At 58.3% G+C, this 21,098-nt stretch carries 20 protein-coding genes, 4 tRNA genes and 1 pseudogene; 19 read left to right on the plus strand and 6 right to left on the minus strand.

The genetic code is table 11. From position 1 onward, the window contains the following. Nucleotides 1-346 precede the first annotated feature (346 nt). Nucleotides 347-1,510, plus strand: coding sequence for an MFS transporter (locus AB7M25_RS10285; protein WP_104447859.1), 1,164 nt, complete (start codon nucleotides 347-349; stop codon nucleotides 1,508-1,510). On the opposite strand, the gene nhaR is transcribed toward AB7M25_RS10285, so the two are convergent. Continuing rightward, nucleotides 1,497-2,396 (minus strand): transcriptional activator NhaR, encoded by a 900-nt coding sequence (nhaR, locus tag AB7M25_RS10290; RefSeq protein WP_429383261.1) that lies wholly within the window; start codon nucleotides 2,394-2,396, stop codon nucleotides 1,497-1,499. The genes AB7M25_RS10285 and nhaR overlap by 14 nt on opposite strands. A gap of 134 nt (nucleotides 2,397-2,530) precedes the next feature. Here nhaR and AB7M25_RS10295 point away from each other — a divergent pair, with 134 nt between their 5' ends. Together AB7M25_RS10295 and AB7M25_RS10300 are read left to right on the plus strand one after the other, a co-directional pair. Further along, entirely contained in the window at nucleotides 2,531-2,773 is a 243-nt protein-coding gene (locus tag AB7M25_RS10295; protein ID WP_104447857.1) for a hypothetical protein, read from the plus strand. A gap of 29 nt (nucleotides 2,774-2,802) precedes the next feature. After that, nucleotides 2,803-3,552 (plus strand): TerC family protein, encoded by a 750-nt coding sequence (locus tag AB7M25_RS10300; protein ID WP_007977136.1) that lies wholly within the window; start codon nucleotides 2,803-2,805, stop codon nucleotides 3,550-3,552. 63 nt (nucleotides 3,553-3,615) lie between these two features. On the opposite strand, the gene AB7M25_RS10305 is transcribed toward AB7M25_RS10300, so the two are convergent. Beyond that, nucleotides 3,616-3,783, minus strand: a complete 168-nt coding sequence (locus AB7M25_RS10305) for a hypothetical protein (protein ID WP_429383258.1) — start codon at nucleotides 3,781-3,783, stop codon at nucleotides 3,616-3,618. A 180-nt stretch (nucleotides 3,784-3,963) separates the two neighbouring features. Here AB7M25_RS10305 and AB7M25_RS10310 point away from each other — a divergent pair, with 180 nt between their 5' ends. From AB7M25_RS10310 to AB7M25_RS10325, 4 genes and pseudogenes are all read left to right on the plus strand, one after another. Next, on the plus strand, nucleotides 3,964-4,698 hold the full coding sequence (locus tag AB7M25_RS10310; RefSeq protein ID WP_429383256.1) for a peptidase C39 family protein: 735 nt from the start codon (nucleotides 3,964-3,966) through the stop codon (nucleotides 4,696-4,698). A 95-nt stretch (nucleotides 4,699-4,793) separates the two neighbouring features. Continuing rightward, on the plus strand, nucleotides 4,794-5,000 hold the full coding sequence (locus tag AB7M25_RS10315; RefSeq protein WP_007977129.1) for a DUF6021 family protein: 207 nt from the start codon (nucleotides 4,794-4,796) through the stop codon (nucleotides 4,998-5,000). A 17-nt stretch (nucleotides 5,001-5,017) separates the two neighbouring features. Next, a complete protein-coding gene (locus AB7M25_RS10320; RefSeq protein ID WP_429383254.1) occupies nucleotides 5,018-5,233 on the plus strand; it encodes a hypothetical protein in 216 nt (71 codons plus the stop codon). A 159-nt stretch (nucleotides 5,234-5,392) separates the two neighbouring features. Further along, nucleotides 5,393-5,470, plus strand: a pseudogene (locus AB7M25_RS10325) (outer membrane lipoprotein carrier protein LolA); the annotation flags it as partial. Nucleotides 5,471-5,551: 81 nt separating this feature from the next. Here AB7M25_RS10325 and pbpG read toward each other — a convergent pair. After that, nucleotides 5,552-6,490 carry a D-alanyl-D-alanine endopeptidase gene (gene pbpG, locus AB7M25_RS10330; protein WP_218485181.1) on the minus strand — a complete coding sequence of 313 codons (939 nt, stop codon included), beginning with the start codon at nucleotides 6,488-6,490 and terminating at the stop codon, nucleotides 5,552-5,554. Between the two features lie 237 nt (nucleotides 6,491-6,727). After that, complete coding sequence (gene folD / locus AB7M25_RS10335; RefSeq protein ID WP_008001570.1) at nucleotides 6,728-7,582, minus strand: bifunctional methylenetetrahydrofolate dehydrogenase/methenyltetrahydrofolate cyclohydrolase FolD; 855 nt, start codon at nucleotides 7,580-7,582, stop codon at nucleotides 6,728-6,730. 274 nt (nucleotides 7,583-7,856) lie between these two features. On the opposite strand from folD, the gene AB7M25_RS10340 reads away from it, so the two are divergent. From AB7M25_RS10340 to AB7M25_RS10395, 12 genes are all read left to right on the plus strand, one after another. Continuing rightward, a tRNA-Arg gene (locus tag AB7M25_RS10340) sits at nucleotides 7,857-7,933 on the plus strand. A 32-nt stretch (nucleotides 7,934-7,965) separates the two neighbouring features. After that, nucleotides 7,966-8,041 (plus strand) — tRNA-His (locus AB7M25_RS10345). 56 nt (nucleotides 8,042-8,097) lie between these two features. Next, nucleotides 8,098-8,182 (plus strand) — tRNA-Leu (locus AB7M25_RS10350). 77 nt (nucleotides 8,183-8,259) lie between these two features. Further along, a tRNA-His gene (locus tag AB7M25_RS10355) sits at nucleotides 8,260-8,335 on the plus strand. A gap of 385 nt (nucleotides 8,336-8,720) precedes the next feature. Next, complete coding sequence (gene tig, locus AB7M25_RS10360) at nucleotides 8,721-10,031, plus strand: trigger factor (protein ID WP_454237256.1); 1,311 nt, start codon at nucleotides 8,721-8,723, stop codon at nucleotides 10,029-10,031. A gap of 93 nt (nucleotides 10,032-10,124) precedes the next feature. Then, complete coding sequence (gene clpP, locus AB7M25_RS10365; RefSeq protein ID WP_007970761.1) at nucleotides 10,125-10,760, plus strand: ATP-dependent Clp endopeptidase proteolytic subunit ClpP; 636 nt, start codon at nucleotides 10,125-10,127, stop codon at nucleotides 10,758-10,760. Nucleotides 10,761-10,871: 111 nt separating this feature from the next. After that, a complete protein-coding gene (gene clpX, locus AB7M25_RS10370) occupies nucleotides 10,872-12,155 on the plus strand; it encodes an ATP-dependent Clp protease ATP-binding subunit ClpX (RefSeq protein ID WP_007982210.1) in 1,284 nt (427 codons plus the stop codon). A gap of 246 nt (nucleotides 12,156-12,401) precedes the next feature. Beyond that, nucleotides 12,402-14,798, plus strand: coding sequence for an endopeptidase La (gene lon / locus AB7M25_RS10375; protein WP_104447853.1), 2,397 nt, complete (start codon nucleotides 12,402-12,404; stop codon nucleotides 14,796-14,798). A gap of 149 nt (nucleotides 14,799-14,947) precedes the next feature. After that, nucleotides 14,948-15,220, plus strand: a complete 273-nt coding sequence (locus tag AB7M25_RS10380) for an HU family DNA-binding protein (RefSeq protein ID WP_002552737.1) — start codon at nucleotides 14,948-14,950, stop codon at nucleotides 15,218-15,220. A gap of 233 nt (nucleotides 15,221-15,453) precedes the next feature. After that, nucleotides 15,454-17,325: a SurA N-terminal domain-containing protein gene (locus AB7M25_RS10385; RefSeq protein WP_429561602.1), complete on the plus strand. Its 1,872-nt coding sequence runs from the start codon at nucleotides 15,454-15,456 to the stop codon at nucleotides 17,323-17,325. A gap of 203 nt (nucleotides 17,326-17,528) precedes the next feature. Beyond that, nucleotides 17,529-18,380 (plus strand): DUF2242 domain-containing protein, encoded by an 852-nt coding sequence (locus AB7M25_RS10390; protein WP_429561601.1) that lies wholly within the window; start codon nucleotides 17,529-17,531, stop codon nucleotides 18,378-18,380. 194 nt (nucleotides 18,381-18,574) lie between these two features. Beyond that, nucleotides 18,575-18,721 carry a hypothetical protein gene (locus AB7M25_RS10395; RefSeq protein ID WP_173900858.1) on the plus strand — a complete coding sequence of 49 codons (147 nt, stop codon included), beginning with the start codon at nucleotides 18,575-18,577 and terminating at the stop codon, nucleotides 18,719-18,721. Nucleotides 18,722-18,724: 3 nt separating this feature from the next. Here AB7M25_RS10395 and AB7M25_RS10400 read toward each other — a convergent pair whose 3' ends face one another. Next, entirely contained in the window at nucleotides 18,725-19,765 is a 1,041-nt protein-coding gene (locus AB7M25_RS10400) for an AraC family transcriptional regulator (protein ID WP_429519302.1), read from the minus strand. A gap of 3 nt (nucleotides 19,766-19,768) precedes the next feature. After that, nucleotides 19,769-20,899, minus strand: coding sequence for a carbon-nitrogen hydrolase family protein (locus AB7M25_RS10405; RefSeq protein WP_429519300.1), 1,131 nt, complete (start codon nucleotides 20,897-20,899; stop codon nucleotides 19,769-19,771). Between the last annotated feature and the right edge of the window lie 199 nt (nucleotides 20,900-21,098).

The following is a 21,098-nucleotide window of genomic DNA, read 5'->3' on the forward strand; positions in this document are numbered from 1 at the left end:
TGCGGCAACAAACAGGGCAGGCCGCAGGCAGGAAACCGAGAAGGAAACACAGGGCCAATGCCAGCGCTGACACCCGTGGCGAGGGAGCAAGCTCCCTCGCCACGGGTGTCTCGGCTAACCGATCGGCATTAACCACAGGGTGTACTTTTTTCAGGGCGCGGACTTTATCACAACGTCGTCCCGATCCTTCAGACCTGTGACGATCCGCCACTCGGGCAATCAACGAGATCGGCAGGTTCGTGCAACCCTGATTGAAAACACTCTGTTAAGATTCGCCATCCTCATTTTCATGTCTGCCAGTGGGCCTTCGGGCTATCGCTGGTGTCGTCGTTTTCTGGAGTTGTGCATGCGGTTGTTGCCCATTCTTCTGTTGTCTGCCGCCGGTTTCACGGTGCTGACCACGGAATTCATCATTGTTGGCCTGTTGCCGGCGATCGCCAGGGACCTGGAGGTCAGCATCCCGCAGGCCGGTTTGCTGGTGACCTTGTTCGCTTTCACCGTGGCCGCGTTCGGGCCGTTCCTCACGGCCTGGTTCGCCCGCTTCGAGCGGCGCAAGCTGTTCATCTCGGTACTGATCCTGTTTGGCCTGGCCAATACGCTGGCGGCGCTGGCGCCGAACATCTGGGTGATGGCGTTTGCCCGACTGATCCCGGCGCTGGGGTTGCCGGTGTTCTGGGCGCTGGCCAGCGAGACGGCGGTGGACATCGTCGGGCCGGATTACGCCGGTCGCGCCATTGCCAAGATCGGTTTCGGCATTGTCTGCGCCACGGTGTTCGGCATTCCGGTGGGTACGCTGATTTCCGATGCGTTCGGCTGGCGCAGTGCCTTTGCGATTCTGGCGGTCATCGCCTTTGCCAAGGCGTTGCTGCTGTTTATCTATCTGCCCAGGACCAATCTGCACCAGCATCAGGTGAGCTTCCTGTCGCAGTTCAAGATCCTGCGCAGCCCGCTGATGCTCGGTCATGTGCTGCTGTCGGTGATCGTGTTCAGCGGCATGTTCACGGCCTATACCTATCTGGCCGACATCCTCGAGCGTCTGGCCGGCTTCAACGGCACCGTGGTCGGCTGGTGCCTGATGGGCTTCGGCGCGGTCGGGTTGATCGGCAACTCCCTGGGCGGCCGGGCAGTGGATCGGCATCCGCTGATGGCGTCGATGATGTTCTGCGCGTTCATGATCGCCGGCCTGGTGGCGCTGGTGCCGAACATCCATTCGCCGCTCGGTCTGGCGGCGGCGATGGGCATCTGGGGCGTGACTCAGGCGGCGTTGTTCCTGGTCAGCCATGTGCGCCTGATGAAAGCCGCGCCCGAAGCGCCGGCATTTGCCGCGTCGCTGAACATCGCCGGGGCCAACCTCGGTATCGGCCTGGGCGCGATGATCGGTGGCCGGGTGATCGACAGCGTCGGCCTGCAAGGCCTTGGCTTTGCGGCCGCCGCTTTCATCCTGGCTTCGATCCTGCTGGCCATCGCCCTGATGACGTTCAAGCCGCGCGAAGCGGTTACAGCGTTGTAAACAGCTCGCGTCGGGCACCTTCGGTAATGGCGACAATGCCGGGGTGCTTGACCTTGCGCTCCACTGAGATCGCATAGAACGACTCGCTCACCGCGTCGGTCTGGCCGATCACTTGCACGCCATACTGGCGTTGCACTTCATCGGCAATCACGCTCGGGCCGATGAAGATCCCGCTGCCGGATTGACCGAAGGCCTGCATCAGGGCGCTGTCGTCGAACTCGCCGACAATCTGCGGCTGGATCTGCTGCTCGGCGAACCAGCGCTGCAAACGGCTGCGCACCACGGTTTCCGGGCCGGGAATCAACAGCGGCGCACCGTGCAGGTTGCGCGGAAAGTCCTGACCGAAACGTGCCGCCAGCTCAGGGGTGGCGAAGAAGCTGATCCCGCACTCACCCAGTTTCTGGCTGTAGCCCTTGATGTCCAGGTGCGACGGCATCGGGCTGTCGGAGATCACCAGGTCCAGACGCTGGATCGCCAGGTCGGCCAACAAACGTTCAAGCTTGTCCTCGCGACAAGTGATGCGCAGCGGTTCGCTCAGCTCCATGGTCGGCGCGATCAGGCGATAGACGATGGACTTGGGCACCACGTCGGCCACGCCGACACGAAACAGAATCTGCTGCTCATTGGGTTGTGCCCGCAGCATCAGTTCCAGTTCGCCACCCAGCTGGAACATTTGCTCGGCGTAGGGCAGTGCCTGGCGTCCGGCCTCGGTCAGTTCGAGTTGCCGTCCGACTCGCCGAAACAACTCGATGCCAAAAGTCTGTTCCAGCAATGAAATCTGCCCGCTGATGGTTTGCGGTGTGAGGTTCAGTTGCTCGCAGGCGCGCACAATGCTGCCGGTCTTGGCCACCACCCAGAAGTAATGCAGTTGTCGGTAATTGAGCATGGCGATCTACAGTTCGTAAAAAACGAAGTATAACCGGTAAAAATACGAATTTTCCTGAAGTGTTTGCTTCCCTAGAATGCATCGCTATCAACGGGCCATCGTTTCGGTCCCGTTCGTTCTATCGAGGGAGCATCATGAAAATTAAAGCCACGGCGCTGTTGATCACATCTTTACTGGTACTGGCCGGTTGCGACCAGGCCGAGAAAAGCGCGCAACAGTTGATGGGCAAGGCCGCCGAAAGCGCCAAACAGGCGATTGACGATACCCACAAGGCCGCCGAACAGGCGCTCAGCGATGCCACCGGCGGGTTGATCAGCAAAAAAGAATCATCGGAAAAAGAATCGGAAAAATCCGAATCTTCCTCCCAGGAAATCTAAACCGTATGACAACGAGTCAGGACTGACCCATGGACTACCTTTTACAACTTGCCGCCAGCCCCACTGCCTGGGTTGCCCTGGCCACCCTGGTGGTGATGGAAATCGTGCTCGGCATCGATAACCTGATCTTCATCTCGATCCTGACCAACAAGCTGCCCGAGCAACACCGGCAGAAGGCGCGACGCATTGGTATCGGCATGGCGCTGATCCTGCGATTGGGCCTGCTCAGCACCATCGCGTTCATCGTCCAGTTGACCGCTCCGGTGATCGAGATTCTTGGCCACGCGTTTTCCTGGAAGGACATGATCCTGATCGCCGGTGGCCTGTTCCTGTTGTGGAAGGCGACCACCGAGATCCATCACAGCATGGACCCGGCCCCGGACGATCCGACGTCGAAGACATCCACCGTGACCCTGGGCTTTGCTGCGGCGATCGGCCAGATCCTGATGCTGGACATGGTGTTTTCCATCGACAGCATCATTACCGCTGTCGGCATGACCGAACATTTGCCGATCATGATCATCGCGGTAGTGGTGTCGGTGCTGGTGATGTTGTTTGCGGCTGATCCGCTGGCCAAGTTCATCAACGACAACCCGACGGTGGTGATGCTGGCCCTGGGCTTCCTGATCATGATCGGCATGACGCTGATTGCCGAAGGCTTTGGCGCCCATGTACCGAAAGGCTACGTCTATGCGGCCATGGCATTCTCGGCTTCGATCGAGGTGTTGAACATGATGTCCCGTCGGGCCCGGCAGAAGCAGGTCAACGCTGACGCTTGACGGTAGATGAATGCAAAACGGCCGCCTGAACCCAGGCGGCCGTTTTCGTTTGTGTGAGGAAAGTCAGTGAGCGTTGGCGTGTTGGCTTCGCGTCTGGTCCGCCTCTGGCGCCGTGACGGGCGGGGCAGGGTGATGGTGGCGGCGAGTGATGCGCAGCACACCCCACAGCATGGCGGCGGCGACCGCCAGCCAGCTGCCAATCAACATCGCAAGGATCATGGTCAGGCTCATCTGTGCCTCCTCTTTTGCCCTGCTGCGGGCACACACGCTTCACTGTCGTCTCTTTAGAACACAGTCTAGCCGTTACTGCATTTCAGACTATTGACCGAAAGTCGGCAGTCACCAACCCGTTCGCTCTATCGAATGCACTCGACTACCGTTTAGAGCTATACCCGGGCAGCGCGGCGACCTATGATCGACGACCGAGCCGGGGATGGGATTGCCTGGCGTCTGAACCTGAACAAGAGAGAGCTGATGGTGCGGGTATTTTCTCGAATTTTGTCGGCCATGCTGCTGGCCGGTTGCGTGGCGAGTCTGGCGGGTTGTGCCGGGAGCGTTACGCCCGAGATCAAGCGTTTGCCGGAGCGTGTCGAACTCAGCGGCCGATTCTATCGGGGCGATGCGTATCAAAGCGGGCCGCAGGTGCTGGCCAGCATGCTGTCCCAGCAGGGCATCGTGATTACCCCGGGCTTGCTCGAAAAGCCCTTGCATTTACCGGGGGGGGAAGCACAGTTGCAACAGAACATGCAGAACCTGGCCCGCGAGTACGGGATGGTGGTTTATCCCCTCGACAGCAACCTGGCGGCCTTGTTGACGCAGGTCGCCGCCGGTTATCCGGTGATGGTGCGCTTCACCGAGGGCTCGGCGATGTGGGCCGAACCGCGTTACGCCATTCTGGGTGGCTACAACCGCCAGAAGCAGACGGTCCTGTTGCGCGCGGGGATGAATCGCCGCGAACTGATGAGCTTCAGCGCCTTCGAGTCGGCATTCAAGGACGCCGGTGGCTGGGCCGTGCTGATCCAGAATCCGACGCAGATCCCGTCGCAGGTCGATCAGCAGCGTTGGCTCAACGCCGCCAACGATCTGGCTCAGGCCGGTCAGGAGCAGGCTGCCGCCAAGGCGAAAAAGGCCTTGGCCGCACACTGAGTCCGTTGGTCACCCGACGGGCACCATCGCTCGCCGCCAGCCTCTGATCTTCAAAGGCCCGGATCATTGTTCCGGGCCGAGATCAGGAGGCACCCATGGCTCACTCCACAACGCCCGTCGGTCCGCACTCGTCTGAACATTCCTCTGGCGATGAGCTGGGTTTCGATCCCGATTCCCCGGACCTTGCCGATCCTCAGGTCGACCCGATCGGGCCCGCCAAGGCGCCGAGGGACGTGAAACCGGGTGACAACCCCAAGGCTCCGGCCAAGCCCTACGATCCACTGGGTGATCTGAAACATTAGGTCCAATGGAGGTGTGTATGTCTACCGATTCCAGTTTTGACGACAAACGTCCCGAAACCGTCCCCACGACCCCCGAGCAAAGCACCGATCCGGTGATGGATCCGGACAGCCCGTTGAGGGATCCGCTGGCGCGACCAACGGTGGTGCCCACTGAAAAGCCGAAGGGCTGGAGAGATCCAAGTAGCGGCGACGGCATCCCGGATGACGACCAGATGCCGCTGCCCAACGACTGAATAGCCGGCGAAAAAAGGTTCTTCACGCAACCCGGGGGAACACCGATACCCGTAGGATCCGGCTTGCTGGCGATGACGGCCACTTATGGTTCCGCTCTTACGGGGGGGCACTTGGAAAAACGGAACGCCGCCCGGCCTGTAGGAGCGAGCTTGCTCGCGATGGAGGTCAACGATGATGCGGGGAGCCTGACACCCCGCGGTGCTCTCAGGCTTTTCGCGAGCAAGCTCGCTCCTACAGATGTTTCGTAATCTGTGTTCCGTGAATTGCCAAACAAAAGCCCCGAGTGATCGGGGCTTTTTCATGTGTCGGCGGCAAGGTTACTTCGACGCTTCAACCACGCCGGTCTGCCGCTGCTTGAGGTTCTTGTCTGCCTTGTACTGCAAGGCTACGGAAGGCACCTGCGCGCTCTTTCCGCTCTCTACCCAATTACGCATGCGCGTGGCATCGGCAAAATGGGTGTACTTGCCATAGGCGTCAAGGATCACCAGGGCCACCGGGCGGTTGCTCATTCGGGTCACCAGCACCAGGCAGTGGCCTGCTTCGTTGGTGAAGCCGGTTTTTGTCAGCTGGATGTCCCAGTCCGGCTTGCGGACCAAATGGTCGGTGTTGCGGAAACCCAGGCTGTAGTTCGGTTTACGGAACGAAACGGTCTTTTCCTTGGTTGTACTCAGCTCGGTCAGCAACGGGTACTTGTGCGCGGCGATCAACAGCTTGCTCAGGTCGCGAGCAGTGGACACGTTGCGCGGGGAGAGACCGGTCGGTTCGACGAAATGCGTGTTGGTCATGCCCAGTGCCCGGGCCTTGGCGTTCATCGCAGCGATGAATGCGGCATAGCCGCCCGGATAGTGGTGCGCCAGAGTCGCGGCGGCGCGGTTTTCCGAGGACATCAGGGCAATCAGCAGCATTTCCCGGCGCGGCAGTTCGCTGCGCAGCTTGACCCGGGAGTACACGCCTTTCATTTCCGGTGTGTCGCTGATGTTGACGTCGATGTATTCGTCCATGTTCTGCCGGGATTCAACCACCACCAGGCCGGTCATCAACTTGCTGACGGAAGCGATCGGCACCACCACGTCAGGATTGCTGGCATAGATGACTTTGTTGGTCTGCATGTCCAGCAGCAAGGAGCTGCCGGAAGCGAGCTTGAGTGTCTTCGTGTCTCGCGGCGCTGCGGTGGTCTCGTCAGCACTGGCGATGGGCGTGAGGAAAGTCCCTGTAACTGCAAAAAATAGGCTCAGGATGGAAAGACGGATTTTCACGCTGGCAGACTCACAAAGTGTTGATAAGCCGTTTTGTAACGGGCTATTTCTTAAAAAGCGCGACATTCTGGAGTATGGCTGAATAACTGTCGATGGTTGTTCAAACAACAGGCGAAAGTCCTGAGAAACATGAAAAAAATGTCATTTTCCGTCGGGTGGTCGAGCGTGTTTCACAGGCAAAAAAAACCCCGCCAAGGGCGGGGCTCTTCAATTCGCTGTCAGCGTCCGCGGTGAAACTCAGCTGTGCAGGGTTTCAGCGGCGTACAGGGTGTTTTCCAGCAGGCAGGCACGGGTCATCGGGCCAACGCCGCCCGGCACCGGAGTGATCCAGCCGGCGCGGGGCAGGGCGGTTTCGTAGATCACGTCACCGACCAGCTTGCCATCGTCCTGACGGTTGATGCCGACATCGATCACGATTGCGCCTTCCTTGATCCATTCGCCCTTGACCAGGCCCGGCTTGCCGGCGGCGACGACGACCAGGTCCGCACGGCCGACATGACCGGCCAGGTCCTTGGTAAAGCGGTGGGTGACCGTCACGGTGCAACCGGCCAGCAGCAACTCCATCGCCATCGGGCGGCCAACGATATTGGACGCACCGACGACCACGGCATTCATCCCGTAAAGATCGACCCCGGTGCTTTCCAGCAGGGTCATGATGCCTTTGGGGGTGCAGGGGCGCAGCAGCGGGATACGCTGGGCCAGGCGACCGACGTTATAAGGATGGAAGCCGTCGACGTCTTTATCCGGACGAATGCGCTCCAGCAGTCTGGAGGCGTCCAGGTGTTCGGGAAGCGGAAGCTGAAGCAGAACGCCGTCGATCGCAGGATCGTCGTTCAGGCGATCGATCAGCTCGGTCAGCGCTTCTTGAGTGGTTTCGGAAGGCAGGTCATAAGCTTGGGACAGAAAGCCGACCTCTTCACAGTCTTTACGCTTGTGCGAGACATAAACCTGAGAGGCAGGATCGCTACCGACCAGGATCACCGCGAGGCCGGGCGTGCGCAGGCCTTGCTGGCGACGCTCGGTGACACGTTGGGCGATCTGCTGGCGCAGGCTGGCGGCGATCGATTTGCCGTCGATTAGTTGTGCAGTCATTGCGCGTGATTAACCATCGAGAGGGGAAAAAAAGAGAACGCATTCTCGCATGTCATGCGGTGAGGGCAAAGGCGCTTGGTCTGCAAATTCCCCTAACTCCTTTAATTAAATGAATTTTTTTTAAAAAGGATTTGACGACCTTCGGGTGGCTCTATACTATTCGTCGCACTTGTCGGGCACAGCCTAGCACTGGTTAAGAAGGTTGAGCGGGATTACGGTTCTGCGAGACTGGAAAGCACTTAGTTTGTAGTCCTCCAAGGGTACAGCTAACAAGGCGCCCGTAGCTCAGCTGGATAGAGCATCCGCCTTCTAAGCGGATGGTCGCAGGTTCGAGTCCTGCCGGGTGCGCCATTAGGCAGCTTTGGCACAAGTAACGCGATATGGTGGGCGTAGCTCAGTTGGTAGAGCACGGGATTGTGACTCCCGTTGTCGTGGGTTCGATCCCCATCGTCCACCCCATATTTCGAAAGGCGCCAGATTAACAGTCTGGCGCCTTTGCTTTAACGGCTTCATCCGCGGATGTGGTGGAATTGGTAGACACACTGGATTTAGGTTCCAGCGCCGCGAGGCGTAAGAGTTCGAGTCTCTTCATCCGCACCAAATAAAGCTTCGATCAGGCTGTTGGCCTGGCTGGAGCTTGATAAAGAAGTTGTTTGGCTTCTTTAACAGGCAATATGGTGGGCGTAGCTCAGTTGGTAGAGCACGGGATTGTGACTCCCGTTGTCGTGGGTTCGATCCCCATCGTCCACCCCATATTTCGAAAGGCGCCAGATTGAAAAGTCTGGCGCCTTTTTTGTTTCAGCGGCCGCAGGTTCCGGGTCGCAAGGGCGGGGCGTTTCGTCGTATTTATGTTTCTCGATGATGCTGTCCTGTCCGCCGGTCCTGCTTGTGAGATCGGCTGTCAGGGAGATGATTGGCGACCTCTTCTATATAGGAACGGTCGGCGCAGAGCCCTGGCGTGATTGGTTGTATTTGCCATCGGGGCGAGGTGCATTCGTGCATTCGCACCTATAAATTGCCTGCTGCTTTTTTACCCGTTTTCAGTAGGGTGACTTCTTGAGTTTGACCCACTAGAATGCATGCCCTTGATTCTGGGGTCGGAAACGGCCGGCTAACGTCTGTGCAACGAGGAATATCCATGCAAGTTTCTGTTGAAAATACTACTGCTCTTGAGCGCCGCATGAGCGTCACCGTGCCGGCTGAGCGCATCGAGAGCCAGGTCAACAAGCGTCTGCAGCAGACCGCCCAAAAGGCCAAGATTGCTGGCTTCCGTCCAGGCAAAGTGCCAATGAGCGAAATCAAGCGCCGTTTCGGTGCTGACGCTCGCCAGGAAGCTGTAGGCGACGTGATCCAGTCTTCCTTCTATGAAGCTGTGGTTGAGCAGAAGCTGAACCCGGCTGGTCAGCCTTCGATCGAGCCAAAATCCCTGGAAGCGGGCAAGGACCTGGAATACGTAGCCGTATTCGAAGTGTTCCCTGAGTTCACCGTTGCCGGTTTTGACGGTATCACCGTCGAGCGTCTGAGCGCTGACGTGACTGACGCCGATCTGGACAAGATGCTGGAAATCCTGCGCAAGCAGAACACCCGTTTCGAAGTGGCCGATCGCGCTGCCCAGAACGAAGACCAGCTGAGCATCGATTTCGTCGGCAAGGTCGACGGTGAAGTGTTCGCCGGCGGTTCCGCCAAGGGTACCCAGCTGGTTCTGGGTTCCGGCCGCATGATCCCTGGTTTCGAAGATGGCCTGGTTGGCGCCAAGGCCGGTGAAGAACGCGTTCTGAACCTGACTTTCCCAGAGGACTATCAGAACCTGGACCTGGCTGGCAAAACCGCCGAGTTCACCGTGACCGTCAACACCGTTTCCGAGCCAAAGCTGCCAGAACTGACTGAAGAGTTCTTCGCTCAATTCGGCATCAAGGAAACCGGTCTGGAAGGCTTCCGCGCCGAAGTTCGCAAGAACATGGAGCGTGAGCTGCGTCAGGCGATCAAATCCAAGGTCAAGAATCAGGTAATGGACGGTCTGCTGGCCACCAACCCGATCGAAGTGCCAAAGGCTCTGCTGTCCAACGAAGTTGACCGTCTGCGCGTGCAGGCTGTCCAGCAGTTCGGCGGCAACATCAAGCCTGACCAGCTGCCGGCCGAGCTGTTCGAAGAACAAGCCAAGCGCCGCGTAGTGCTGGGTCTGATCGTGGCTGAAGTGGTCAAGCAGTTCGACCTCAAGCCAGACGAAACCCGCGTTCGCGAGATGATTCAGGAAATGGCTTCGGCCTATCAGGAGCCTGAGCAAGTTGTGTCCTGGTACTACAAAAACGACCAGCAACTGAACGAAGTTCGTTCGGTTGTGCTGGAAGAGCAAGTTGTGGATACTGTTCTGCAGAAAGCTAGCGTGGCCGACAAATCGGTCTCTTACGAAGAAGCGGTCAAGCCGGTAGAAGCACCACAAGCCGACTGATCACTTTTGCGGTAAGAAGCAAACACCATAAGCCAGCCTTCGTGCTGGCTTATGCGTATTCAAGACATAACTATTTGGGAGTGACTGCAGAGCATGTTCCGTAATTCCTATATTCAGCAGAACTCTGATATCCAGGCCGCAGGCGGCCTGGTCCCGATGGTTGTCGAGCAGTCCGCTCGTGGCGAGCGCGCCTACGACATCTACTCGCGCCTGCTCAAGGAGCGAGTGATCTTTCTGGTTGGTCCGGTAGAGGACTACATGGCCAACCTGATCTGTGCGCAACTGCTGTTCCTTGAAGCGGAAAACCCGGACAAGGACATCCATCTCTATATCAACTCCCCGGGCGGTTCGGTGACGGCGGGCATGTCGATCTACGACACCATGCAGTTCATCAAGCCCAATGTGTCGACCACCTGTATTGGTCAGGCGTGCAGCATGGGCGCATTCCTGCTGACGGCCGGTGCCCAGGGCAAGCGTTACTGCCTGCCGAACTCGCGTGTGATGATTCACCAGCCACTGGGCGGTTTCCAGGGCCAGGCGTCGGATATCGAAATCCATGCCAAGGAAATCCTCTTCATTCGTGAGCGTCTCAACACGCTGATGGCCAAGCACAGCGGGCGCACGCTTGAAGAAATCGAGCGCGATACCAACCGCGACAATTTCATGAGTGCGGAAGCCGCACGTGAGTACGGGTTGATCGACGAAGTGATCAGTCAGCGCCCTGCTTAAAATAAGCAGCTCAAAATAAGGTTGGTCGGCGGGTCCGACACCTGCGGGCTTGAAAAAGCCCGCAATAGCCTTCATCTTGTGTTGCAAGCCTATCGGATTTGGATCGAACGAATGACTGACACCCGCAACGGCGAGGACAACGGCAAGCTGCTCTATTGCTCCTTCTGTGGCAAAAGCCAGCATGAAGTACGCAAATTGATTGCCGGCCCCTCGGTCTTTATCTGCGACGAGTGCGTCGACCTGTGCAATGACATCATCCGCGAGGAGGTGCAGGAAGCACAGGCCGAAAGCAGCGCGCATAAATTGCCTTCGCCTAAAGAAATCAGCGGCATCCTTGATCAGTATGTGATTGGTCAGGAACGTGCGAAAAAGGTTCTGGCCGTAGCGGTGTACAACCACTACAAGCGCCTGAATCAGCGTGACAAGAAGAATGACGACGTCGAACTCGGCAAGAGCAACATCCTGCTGATCGGCCCGACAGGCTCGGGTAAGACCCTGCTTGCCGAAACCCTGGCCCGCTTGCTGAACGTTCCGTTCACCATCGCCGACGCAACCACCCTCACCGAGGCGGGTTACGTGGGTGAAGATGTCGAGAACATCATTCAGAAGCTGCTGCAGAAATGCGACTACGACGTGGAAAAGGCCCAGATGGGCATTGTCTACATCGATGAAATCGACAAGATTTCACGCAAATCCGACAACCCGTCGATCACCCGGGACGTTTCCGGTGAAGGCGTGCAGCAGGCCCTGCTCAAGTTGATCGAAGGCACGGTCGCTTCCGTTCCGCCTCAAGGTGGTCGCAAGCATCCGCAGCAGGAATTCCTTCAGGTCGACACTCGTAACATCCTGTTCATCTGCGGCGGTGCGTTCTCCGGTCTGGAAAAGGTTATTCAAAACCGTTCCACCAAGGGCGGTATCGGTTTCAACGCGGAAGTGCGCAGCAAGGAAGAAGGCAAGAAAGTCGGTGAGTCCCTGCGTGAAGTCGAGCCTGACGATCTGGTCAAGTTCGGTCTGATCCCGGAATTCGTTGGTCGTCTGCCGGTGCTTGCGACGCTGGACGAGCTTGACGAGGCTGCGTTGATGCAGATTCTCACCGAGCCGAAAAATGCTCTGACCAAGCAGTATGCCAAGCTGTTCGAGATGGAAGGCGTTGATCTGGAGTTCCGTTCCGACGCTCTGAAATCGGTCGCCAAGCGTGCCCTGGAGCGTAAAACCGGTGCCCGTGGCCTGCGTTCGATTCTCGAAGGTGTATTGCTCGACACTATGTATGAAATCCCCTCGCAATCCGAGGTGAGCAAAGTAGTGATCGATGAAAGCGTGATAGAAGGCAAGTCCAAGCCACTGTATATCTATGAAAACAGTGAGCCGACCGCCAAGGCCGCGCCAGACGCTTAAGCGTCACGCAGCTTGAACAAAGAAGGGGCCTTCGGGCCCCTTTTCTTTTGTGGGAGCGTGGCTTGCCCGCGAAGACGGCCTTGCAATCGACTATTTTCTGAAGCTGCCACAGATTGCGGGCCGCAATCGGACAATCTTTTAAGTGGTACTTTTTATCCGCTTGTTTTTTTCGAAACTAGCCCCCATCTTGGTTTCAAGCTTACTTCCATCTGTTTACGGCCTTACGGCCGCCGTAGAGGCGAAATCATGAAGACAACCATCGAATTGCCTCTCCTGCCATTGCGTGATGTCGTGGTTTATCCGCACATGGTTATCCCGCTGTTCGTGGGGCGCGAGAAATCCATCGAAGCCCTCGAGGCTGCGATGACGGGTGACAAGCAGATTCTTCTGCTGGCCCAGAGAAACCCGGCTGACGACGATCCTGGTGAAGATGCCCTGTATCGCGTGGGTACGATTGCCACCGTTTTGCAGCTGCTGAAGCTGCCTGACGGCACGGTCAAGGTCCTGGTCGAAGGTGAGCAGCGGGGCGCTGTCGAGCGCTTCAGCGAAGTGGACGGCCACTGCCGTGCCGAAGTCTCCCTGATCGACGAAGTTGACGCACCAGAGCGCGAGTCGGAGGTATTCGTTCGCAGCCTGCTGTCGCAGTTCGAGCAATACGTGCAGTTGGGCAAGAAAGTCCCGGCTGAAGTCCTCTCGTCGCTCAACAGCATCGATGAGCCAGGCCGCCTGGTGGACACCATGGCCGCGCACATGGCCCTGAAGATCGAGCAGAAGCAGGAAATCCTCGAAATCATCGATTTGTCGGCCCGGGTCGAGCACGTTCTGGCGTTGCTCGATGCCGAGATCGATCTGCTGCAAGTCGAAAAACGCATTCGCGGCCGCGTCAAGAAACAAATGGAGCGCAGCCAGCGCGAGTACTACCTGAATGAGCAGATGAAGGCCATTCAGAAAGAGCTCGGCGACAGTGATGAAGGTCACAATGAAGTCGAAGAGCTGAAAAAGCGTATCGATGCCGCCGGCCTGCCCAAAGATGCCCTGGCCAAGGCGACGGCCGAACTGAACAAGCTCAAGCAGATGTCACCGATGTCCGCGGAAGCGACCGTGGTGCGTTCGTACATCGACTGGCTGGTTCAGGTGCCGTGGAAGGCCCAGAGCAAGGTGCGCCTGGATCTGGCGCGTGCCGAAGACATTCTGGATGCCGACCACTATGGCCTCGAAGAAGTCAAAGAACGCATCCTCGAATACCTCGCCGTGCAAAAACGCGTGAAGAAGATTCGTGGTCCGGTGCTGTGCCTGGTCGGTCCTCCCGGGGTGGGTAAAACGTCCCTGGCGGAGTCGATTGCGCATGCCACCAACCGCAAGTTCGTGCGCATGGCCCTCGGTGGCGTGCGTGACGAGGCGGAAATTCGTGGTCATCGCCGTACTTACATCGGTTCGATGCCAGGAAGATTGATTCAAAAGATGACAAAAGTGGGCGTGCGCAACCCGCTGTTCCTGCTCGATGAAATCGACAAAATGGGCAGCGACATGCGCGGCGATCCGGCATCGGCGTTGCTGGAAGTGCTCGATCCCGAGCAGAACCACAATTTCAACGATCACTATCTGGAAGTCGATTACGACCTGTCCGATGTGATGTTCCTGTGCACCTCGAACTCGATGAACATTCCGCCGGCGCTGCTCGACCGGATGGAAGTGATCCGTCTGCCGGGCTACACCGAAGACGAGAAGATCAACATCGCCGTGAAGTACCTTTCGCCGAAGCAGATCACTGCCAACGGTTTGAAAAAAGGCGAGCTGGAATTCGACGCCGAAGCGATTCGCGACATCATTCGCTACTACACCCGTGAAGCCGGTGTGCGTGGCCTCGAGCGGCAGATTGCCAAGGTTTGCCGCAAGGCCGTCAAGGAGCATGCGCTGGAAAAACGCTTCTCGGTGAAGGTCACCGCAGACATGCTGGAGCACTTCCTGGGCGTGCGTAAATTCCGCTATGGCCTGGCCGAGCAGCAGGATCAGATCGGTCAGGTGACCGGGCTGGCGTGGACTCAGGTGGGTGGCGAACTGCTGACCATCGAAGCCGCTGTGGTACCGGGCAAGGGCCAGTTGATCAAGACCGGTTCTCTGGGTGATGTGATGGTCGAGTCGATCACGGCCGCGTTGACCGTTGTTCGCAGTCGGGCGAAGAGCCTAGGCATTCCCCTGGACTTCCATGAGAAGCGCGACACGCACATCCATATGCCGGAAGGGGCGACCCCGAAAGACGGCCCTAGCGCCGGCGTGGGCATGTGCACGGCCCTGGTTTCGGCATTGACCGGCATTCCGGTGCGCGCCGATGTCGCCATGACCGGCGAAATCACCTTGCGTGGCCAGGTGCTGGCCATTGGCGGCTTGAAAGAAAAACTGCTGGCGGCCCATCGTGGCGGAATCAAGACGGTGATCATTCCTGAAGAGAATGTGCGCGATCTCAAAGAGATTCCGGACAATATCAAGCAGGATCTACAGATTAAACCGGTTAAATGGATTGACGAGGTCCTGCAAATTGCGTTGCAATACGCGCCGGAGCCCTTGCCGGACGTGGCTCCGGAGATAGTCGCGAAGGATGAGAAGCGCGACGCGGATTCTAAGGAAAGAATTAGCACGCATTAGTACGTATTTGCCTGGGGGGCTTCCTTGACAGTTTTTTAGAGCCCTTGTTATAAAGCGGCTCTTAAGTGTCTGTAGGCCATTCAGCACTCGTTTTTGCTTTCACCAAAAAAACTTAGAATCATACTCAAATAGATATAAGGGGACTTAGAGTGAACAAGTCGGAACTGATTGATGCTATCGCTGCATCCGCTGATATCCCGAAAGCTGCTGCTGGCCGTGCGCTGGACGCTGTAATCGAATCCGTCACTGGCGCTCTCAAGGCCGGCGACTCTGTTGTTCTGGTTGGTTTCGGTACCTTCTCCGTAACCGATCGTCCAGCTCGCATCGGTCGTAACCCACAGACCGGTAAGACGCTGGAAATCGCAGCAGCCAAAAAACCAGGTTTCAAAGCCGGTAAAGCACTGAAAGAAGCTGTCAACTAAGTTCGATTCAGGTTTTTACCCATCCGGGTCGGGGTCATGCCTGACTTGGCAGCGGAGCGGCAGTCCTGACTGCAGGTCGCCGGTTCAAGACACCAAGGGTCGCCAGTTCGAGTCCTTGATCCGCTCCGCCAGTTACGAGAAGGCGCATCCTCGGATGCGCCTTTCTTCTATCCGGATTCTACCCACGCTCCACGGTTGCCTAATTTTGAAGTTCAACCGTTTCTGGGGGACGCATGCTGCAGAATATCAGGGACAATTCACAAGGCTGGATTGCCAAGACTATTATCGGGGTCATCGTTGTTCTGATGGCCTTGACCGGTTTCGACGCCATTTTCAAGGCTACGTCGCACAGTAATGATGCGGCCAAGGTCAACGGCGATGAAATCAGCCAGAACGAGCTGAGCCAGGCGGTCGATATGCAACGCCGCCAGCTCATGCAACAGCTGGGCAAGGATTTCGATGCTTCCTTGCTGGACGAAAAAATGTTGCGCGAATCGGCTCTGAAGGGCCTGATCGATCGCAAGCTGCTGCTGCAAGGCGCAGAGCAATCGAAGTTTGCCTTTTCCGAAGCGGCACTTGATCAGGTCATCCTGCAAACACCGGAATTTCAGGTTGATGGCAAGTTCAGCTCCGAGCGTTTTGACCAGGTGATTCGCCAACTCGGCTATACCCGCATGCAATTCCGCCAGATGCTGGCTCAGGAAATGCTGATTGGCCAACTGCGTGCCGGTCTGGCCGGTAGCGGTTTCGTGACCGATGCGCAGGTGCTGGCATTTGCCCGTCTGGAAAAACAGACCCGCGATTTCGCTTCGCTGAACATCAAGGCTGACCCGGCGGCTGTGAAACTGACCGATGAAGAGGTCAAGGCCTATTACGACGAGCACGCCAAGGAGTTCATGACGCCGGATCAGGTGGTCATCGATTACCTCGAGTTGAAGAAGGCTTCCTTCTTCGATCAGGTCAGCGTCAACGACGAAGAGCTGCAAGCGGCCTATCAGAAAGAAATCGCGAACCTGTCCGAGCAACGCCGGGCTGCGCACATTCTGATTGAAGTGAACGACAAGACCACCGAGGCGCAAGCCAAGGCGAAGATCGAAGAGATCCAGGCCCGTCTGGCCAAGGGTGAGCAGTTCGAGGCGCTGGCCAAGGAGTTCTCCCAGGATCCGGGTTCGGCGAACAACGGCGGTGACCTGGGTTATGCCGGTCCTGGCGTCTACGACCCGGCGTTCGAAAAAGCCCTGTATTCGTTGGCCAAGGACCAGGTTTCGGCGCCGGTTCGCACCGACTTCGGTTTCCACCTGATCAAGCTGTTGGGTGTGGAAGCACCTGAAGTGCCAACCTTCGCCAGCCTGAAAGACAAGCTGACCCGCGCGCTGAAAACCCAGCAGGTCGAGCAGCGTTTCGTTGAGGCGAGCAAGCAGCTGGAAGACGCCTCGTTCGAAGCGTCCGATCTGGCTCAGCCGGCGCAGGACCTGAAACTGACCGTACACACGTCCAAGCCGTTCGGCCGCGAAGGCGGTGAGGGTATTGCAGCCAACCGTGCCGTGATCACTGCCGCGTTCAGCCCGGAAGTCCTGGATGAGGGTGCGAACAGCACCGCCATCGAGCTCGATCCGGAAACCGTGGTCGTGTTGCGTGCCAAGGAGCACCTGAAGCCTTCGCAGCTGCCGCTGGAAAGCGTTGATGCGGCCATCCGCGTGCAATTGGCCAAGGAACACGCCAGCGCCGATGCCAAGACCAAGGCTGAAGCCTTGATCGCCAACCTGCGCGATGGCAAGACCCCGCTGGATCAGGCCGTCGACGGCCAGGCCTGGAAAGTCACCGAGGCGGCGACTCGCGCTCAGGAAGGGGTTGATCCTGCTGTGCTGCAAGCGCTGTTCCGCATGGCGAAGCCTGTGGCCAAGGACAAGCCGACCTTCACCAGCGTAACGCTGGCGGATGGCAGCCTGATGATCGTGCGCCTCAATGGCGTGAACGAAGCAGCGGCACCGACCGAAGAAGAGAAAGCGCAGTACCGTCGCTACCTCGCTTCGCGCATCGGCCAGCAAGACTTTGCGGCGTATCGCAAGCAGCTGGAAAGCCAGGCGGACATCAAGAAATACTGATGCCTGACCAGGTTTAGCGCTACACAGGAGACCCCGGCCGAAACGCCGGGGTCTTTTTGTTTGGCCGTACGTCATTTGCCGCGGTGACTTTTAGGCAAAACCGGGGTCAATCAGCCTGTAACCGTTTTAAGACACGATCGATGCTCCGCTAAGCATCGATCTGTTGCACAATACGCCCCGAACCGTTTTCCTCAGGATGTTCAATGTTTAAATCACTTCCCATGCGGGTTGTCGGGCTGGCAGCCGTGCTCGTCACAGCGGCTGGTTGTTCATCGAACAAAAGCGCCATCTACGAGCATGAGAACTTCGACGATTCCGGAACGTTTTCCCGCAATTACCCGGTCACCGATACCCAGAGCTGTGAAGCCGCCCGTCGTGCCTTGCTCAGCCAGGGTTACATCATCACCAGCAACGATCCGAAGCTGGTCAGCGGTCACAAGAGCTTCCAGCAGACTGGCGAGAACCACATGGAGATCAGCTTCAGTGTGGTGTGTGCCGATGACGGTAGCGAAGGGCACCACGCGACCGTGTTCGCCAACGCCCTGCAGGATCGTTACGCGCTGAAGAAAACCAACAACTCCGCCAGTCTTGGTGTGGGTGTGCTGGGCTCGGTGTCGATGCCGATCGGATCCTCTGACGACTCGATGGTCAAGGTTGCCAGCGAAACCGTATCGTCTGCCAAGTTCTACGAGCGTTTCTTCGCACTGGTCGAGCTGTTCCTGCCGCCGGAAGCAAAAAAGGCTGCGCACATCACCGAAAAGCCGAAAACAGACCTGGGCATGCCTGAAGCCAAGGTGGCGCCGGCTCCCCTGGCGCCCGCCGCGACCACTGCACCGGCCGCAGAGCCAACCCCGTCAACCCCGACGCCTGCTCCAGTGGAACCCGCTCCAACGGTCTCTGAACCGGTCATGCCGCCGCCTGAAGCGGCACCGATTACCCCGGTTCAGAACATGGATCCGGCACCGTCGGTAGAAACCATCACGCCACCGGCAAATCCGACCGACATGCCGCCGCCGAGCGAGGCGATTCCGGCGATGCCCGTCTCCGGCCAGTGATTGTTCGCGTTACGGGATCGGCCGACGAGTCACGATCCCGTAGCGAGCGCATCGATTGATCCGCGTCAAACAAGGCCGTTGTCCTGCGGCCTCCCGCGAAAAAACCCATGATAAATTCCTGACCAACTGCTACGTTTTATTCAGTAGCGACGGAGTGTCGTGTCCGCGTCATTTTTCTTTCATGCGGACACCTTATGCTCAAGGCATTGGTCATTTGTTCAGACGTTTTTCAATACGGGTTGGGGGATTCAAAAATGGACGATTATCAAGAAGAGCTGCTCGAGTACCAGGCTTTCGAACTGGACCCACTGGAGCCGGCGGAAGACGCTACCGAGCTGTAGGCATCAGGCGGACTGGCGATGACTGCGGCGAAATTCGCCGGGCGTCTGCCCGCTCCAGCGTTTGAATGCGCGTTGAAACGCTTCGGCTGAGGCAAAGCCCAGCAGGTAGGCGATTTCCCCGAACGCCAGTTCGGTGTCGCGTATGTAGGTCATGGCGAGATCGCGACGGGTTTCATTGAGGATTGCGCGAAATTGCGTGCCTTCCTCGGCAAGTTTGCGGCGCAGGGTCCAGGTGGGCAGCTTCAGGCGTGCCGCTACTTCTTCCAGGTCGGGCTCCCGGCCACCATTGAGCAAGGGTCCCAGCAGCGCGATGATGCGTTCACGCAGGCTGCGGGTGCGTGTCAGTTGTTCCAGCTCCTGCTCACACAGTTGCAGCAAATGCCGCCAGGTGCTCGGGCAATGCTCGGGGTTGCGCTGGGCGAGACTTGCCAGACTCAAGCGCAGTTGATTGCGTTCGCTGCCAAACTGGATCGGACAGTCCCCCAGGACGTCATACGCCGCGCGGTAATCGGGTTCGTCGAATTCGATCTCGATACGTTCGGCGCGCAGCGCAATGGCGCTGACACTGGATAATTGCTGCAACCAGCCAGCAATGATCGAATCCACCACGAAGCGGTTGTAGGCGTTGTAGGGGCTGATCGAATAGAAACGCAGCCAGGCGCCCTGGGCGTCTTCGTGAAAACTCGATTGGCCGCGATAATTGGAACCGTACAAGGCTTCGAAGCGGATCAGGCAGCGCGCGGCTTCACGTACTGTGGGTGCCTGGGCGGCGGTGACCCCTGCGAGGCCGACCTGGCTCAGGCGACTGAGTTGACCCATGCGCAAGCCAAGGGCCGGGTTGTCGGTCAGTTGAATGGCGCCGTGGCCCAGGCGCATGTAGCGCGGTATTGACAGGCGGGCACCGGCCTCGCTCAGTCGTGCTGTATCGAGGCCGTATTGATCGAGCAGTGGCTGCGGATCGACGCCATGACTGCGCACGGCATCGGCCAGGCTATGAACAAAGCCCACCGACAGATCGCCGAGGCGCATCGGCTGCGGTTTCATGGCTTACAACCAGAGGTTCAGCAAACGCGCACCCTGGGCGTTGCCGTCGGCAAACTGCTGGCCGTTGCGGCTGAGGAAACTGTGCCCGGCGCTGCCCTGATCCCAGAATTGCCCCCGCAGGAACACACTCATGCCTGCGACAGCCTGACTGGCCGGTACCCGGGTCGTGAGGGTCAGGCGCTGCCAAGCCTGGCCTTCGCTGACTTCTCCGGGCTTGAGGTTGACCGACGCCGGCTCCGATGACCCCCTGTAGCCACGCCACGGCTGCTCCCAGGTGCCACGGCCGGGAACAAAGGCCGGTACCGCAACCAGCTGTACGCTCTGGTCGTTGAGCTTGAGGTAGTTTTCCGGGTACCAGCTGTCGTGGCCGATCAATACGCCCAACTTGCCTGCCGGGGTATCCACGACATTGAGCGAATGTTCGGCGTTCGCCTTGACCCCGTTCTGTTCTGCGAAGAACGGGTGCATCTGGCGCTGGGGCTGGCCGATCGGCAGGCCATCGTTGTTGAATACCACACTGCTGTTGTACAGCGCGCCGCGACCGATTTTCAAGGTGCCGTCAATGATGCTCGGTTCGGGCAGCACGATGGAACCCGCGACCAGCGTCACGTGGAATTCCCTGGCCAATCCTCCGAACAGTGCCTGGTAGTCTCTGGCCATCGCCTTGGCTTTCATGCGCAGGTGGGCATCGTCCAAACGGTTGCCACCCTCGGCGCTGATCAACGCTTTGGCGAACTTCAGGGGATTGCTCACCGCCAGCCAGTTCATGGCCTCCTTGAGGGTGCTGGCCTGATACAACTCATCCTTTTCGCCGCTGACCATCAGCCAGGTACCGACGTGTTCCGGCAACACGACGACGGTCTTGCCGTTCAACAAACCCTGGTCCCGGGCTGCTTGCAGATAGGCGGCGAGTTTGCGGTGCAAACGCTCGGGGCTTTGATAATCGGTAGGAAACAGTTCGGGCTGAATGCCCAGCAGATTGCCACGATCGGCAGGCGTACCCTGGTCGACAGCCAGGTTGATCCGCAGGTCCGAAAGGTAATGACCTACCGGCCGGTCCGCGGCCCACATCGCGTAGGTCGTGAGGGCGGCGAGCAATGCCATGGAGAATGTCAGGTACAAAAGTTTGCGCATGGGGACACAGTTTACAGCCTGGAGCCGGGCGTGGCTTTTCATTTGGAATCGGATCGAGCATAAAGGGATTCAAGGGCCTGGTGGGCAAATTTCAACGCTGACGGTTTTTTCGCGATCGGCGGCCTTTGCGCATCGAGATGCAGCAATGAATGACCGGGTTGAACGCGAGGGGAATTGACGGGGAGGGGGGCGCCGGTCG

It is taken from the genome of Pseudomonas sp. AP3_22 TE3818, from assembly GCF_053628995.1.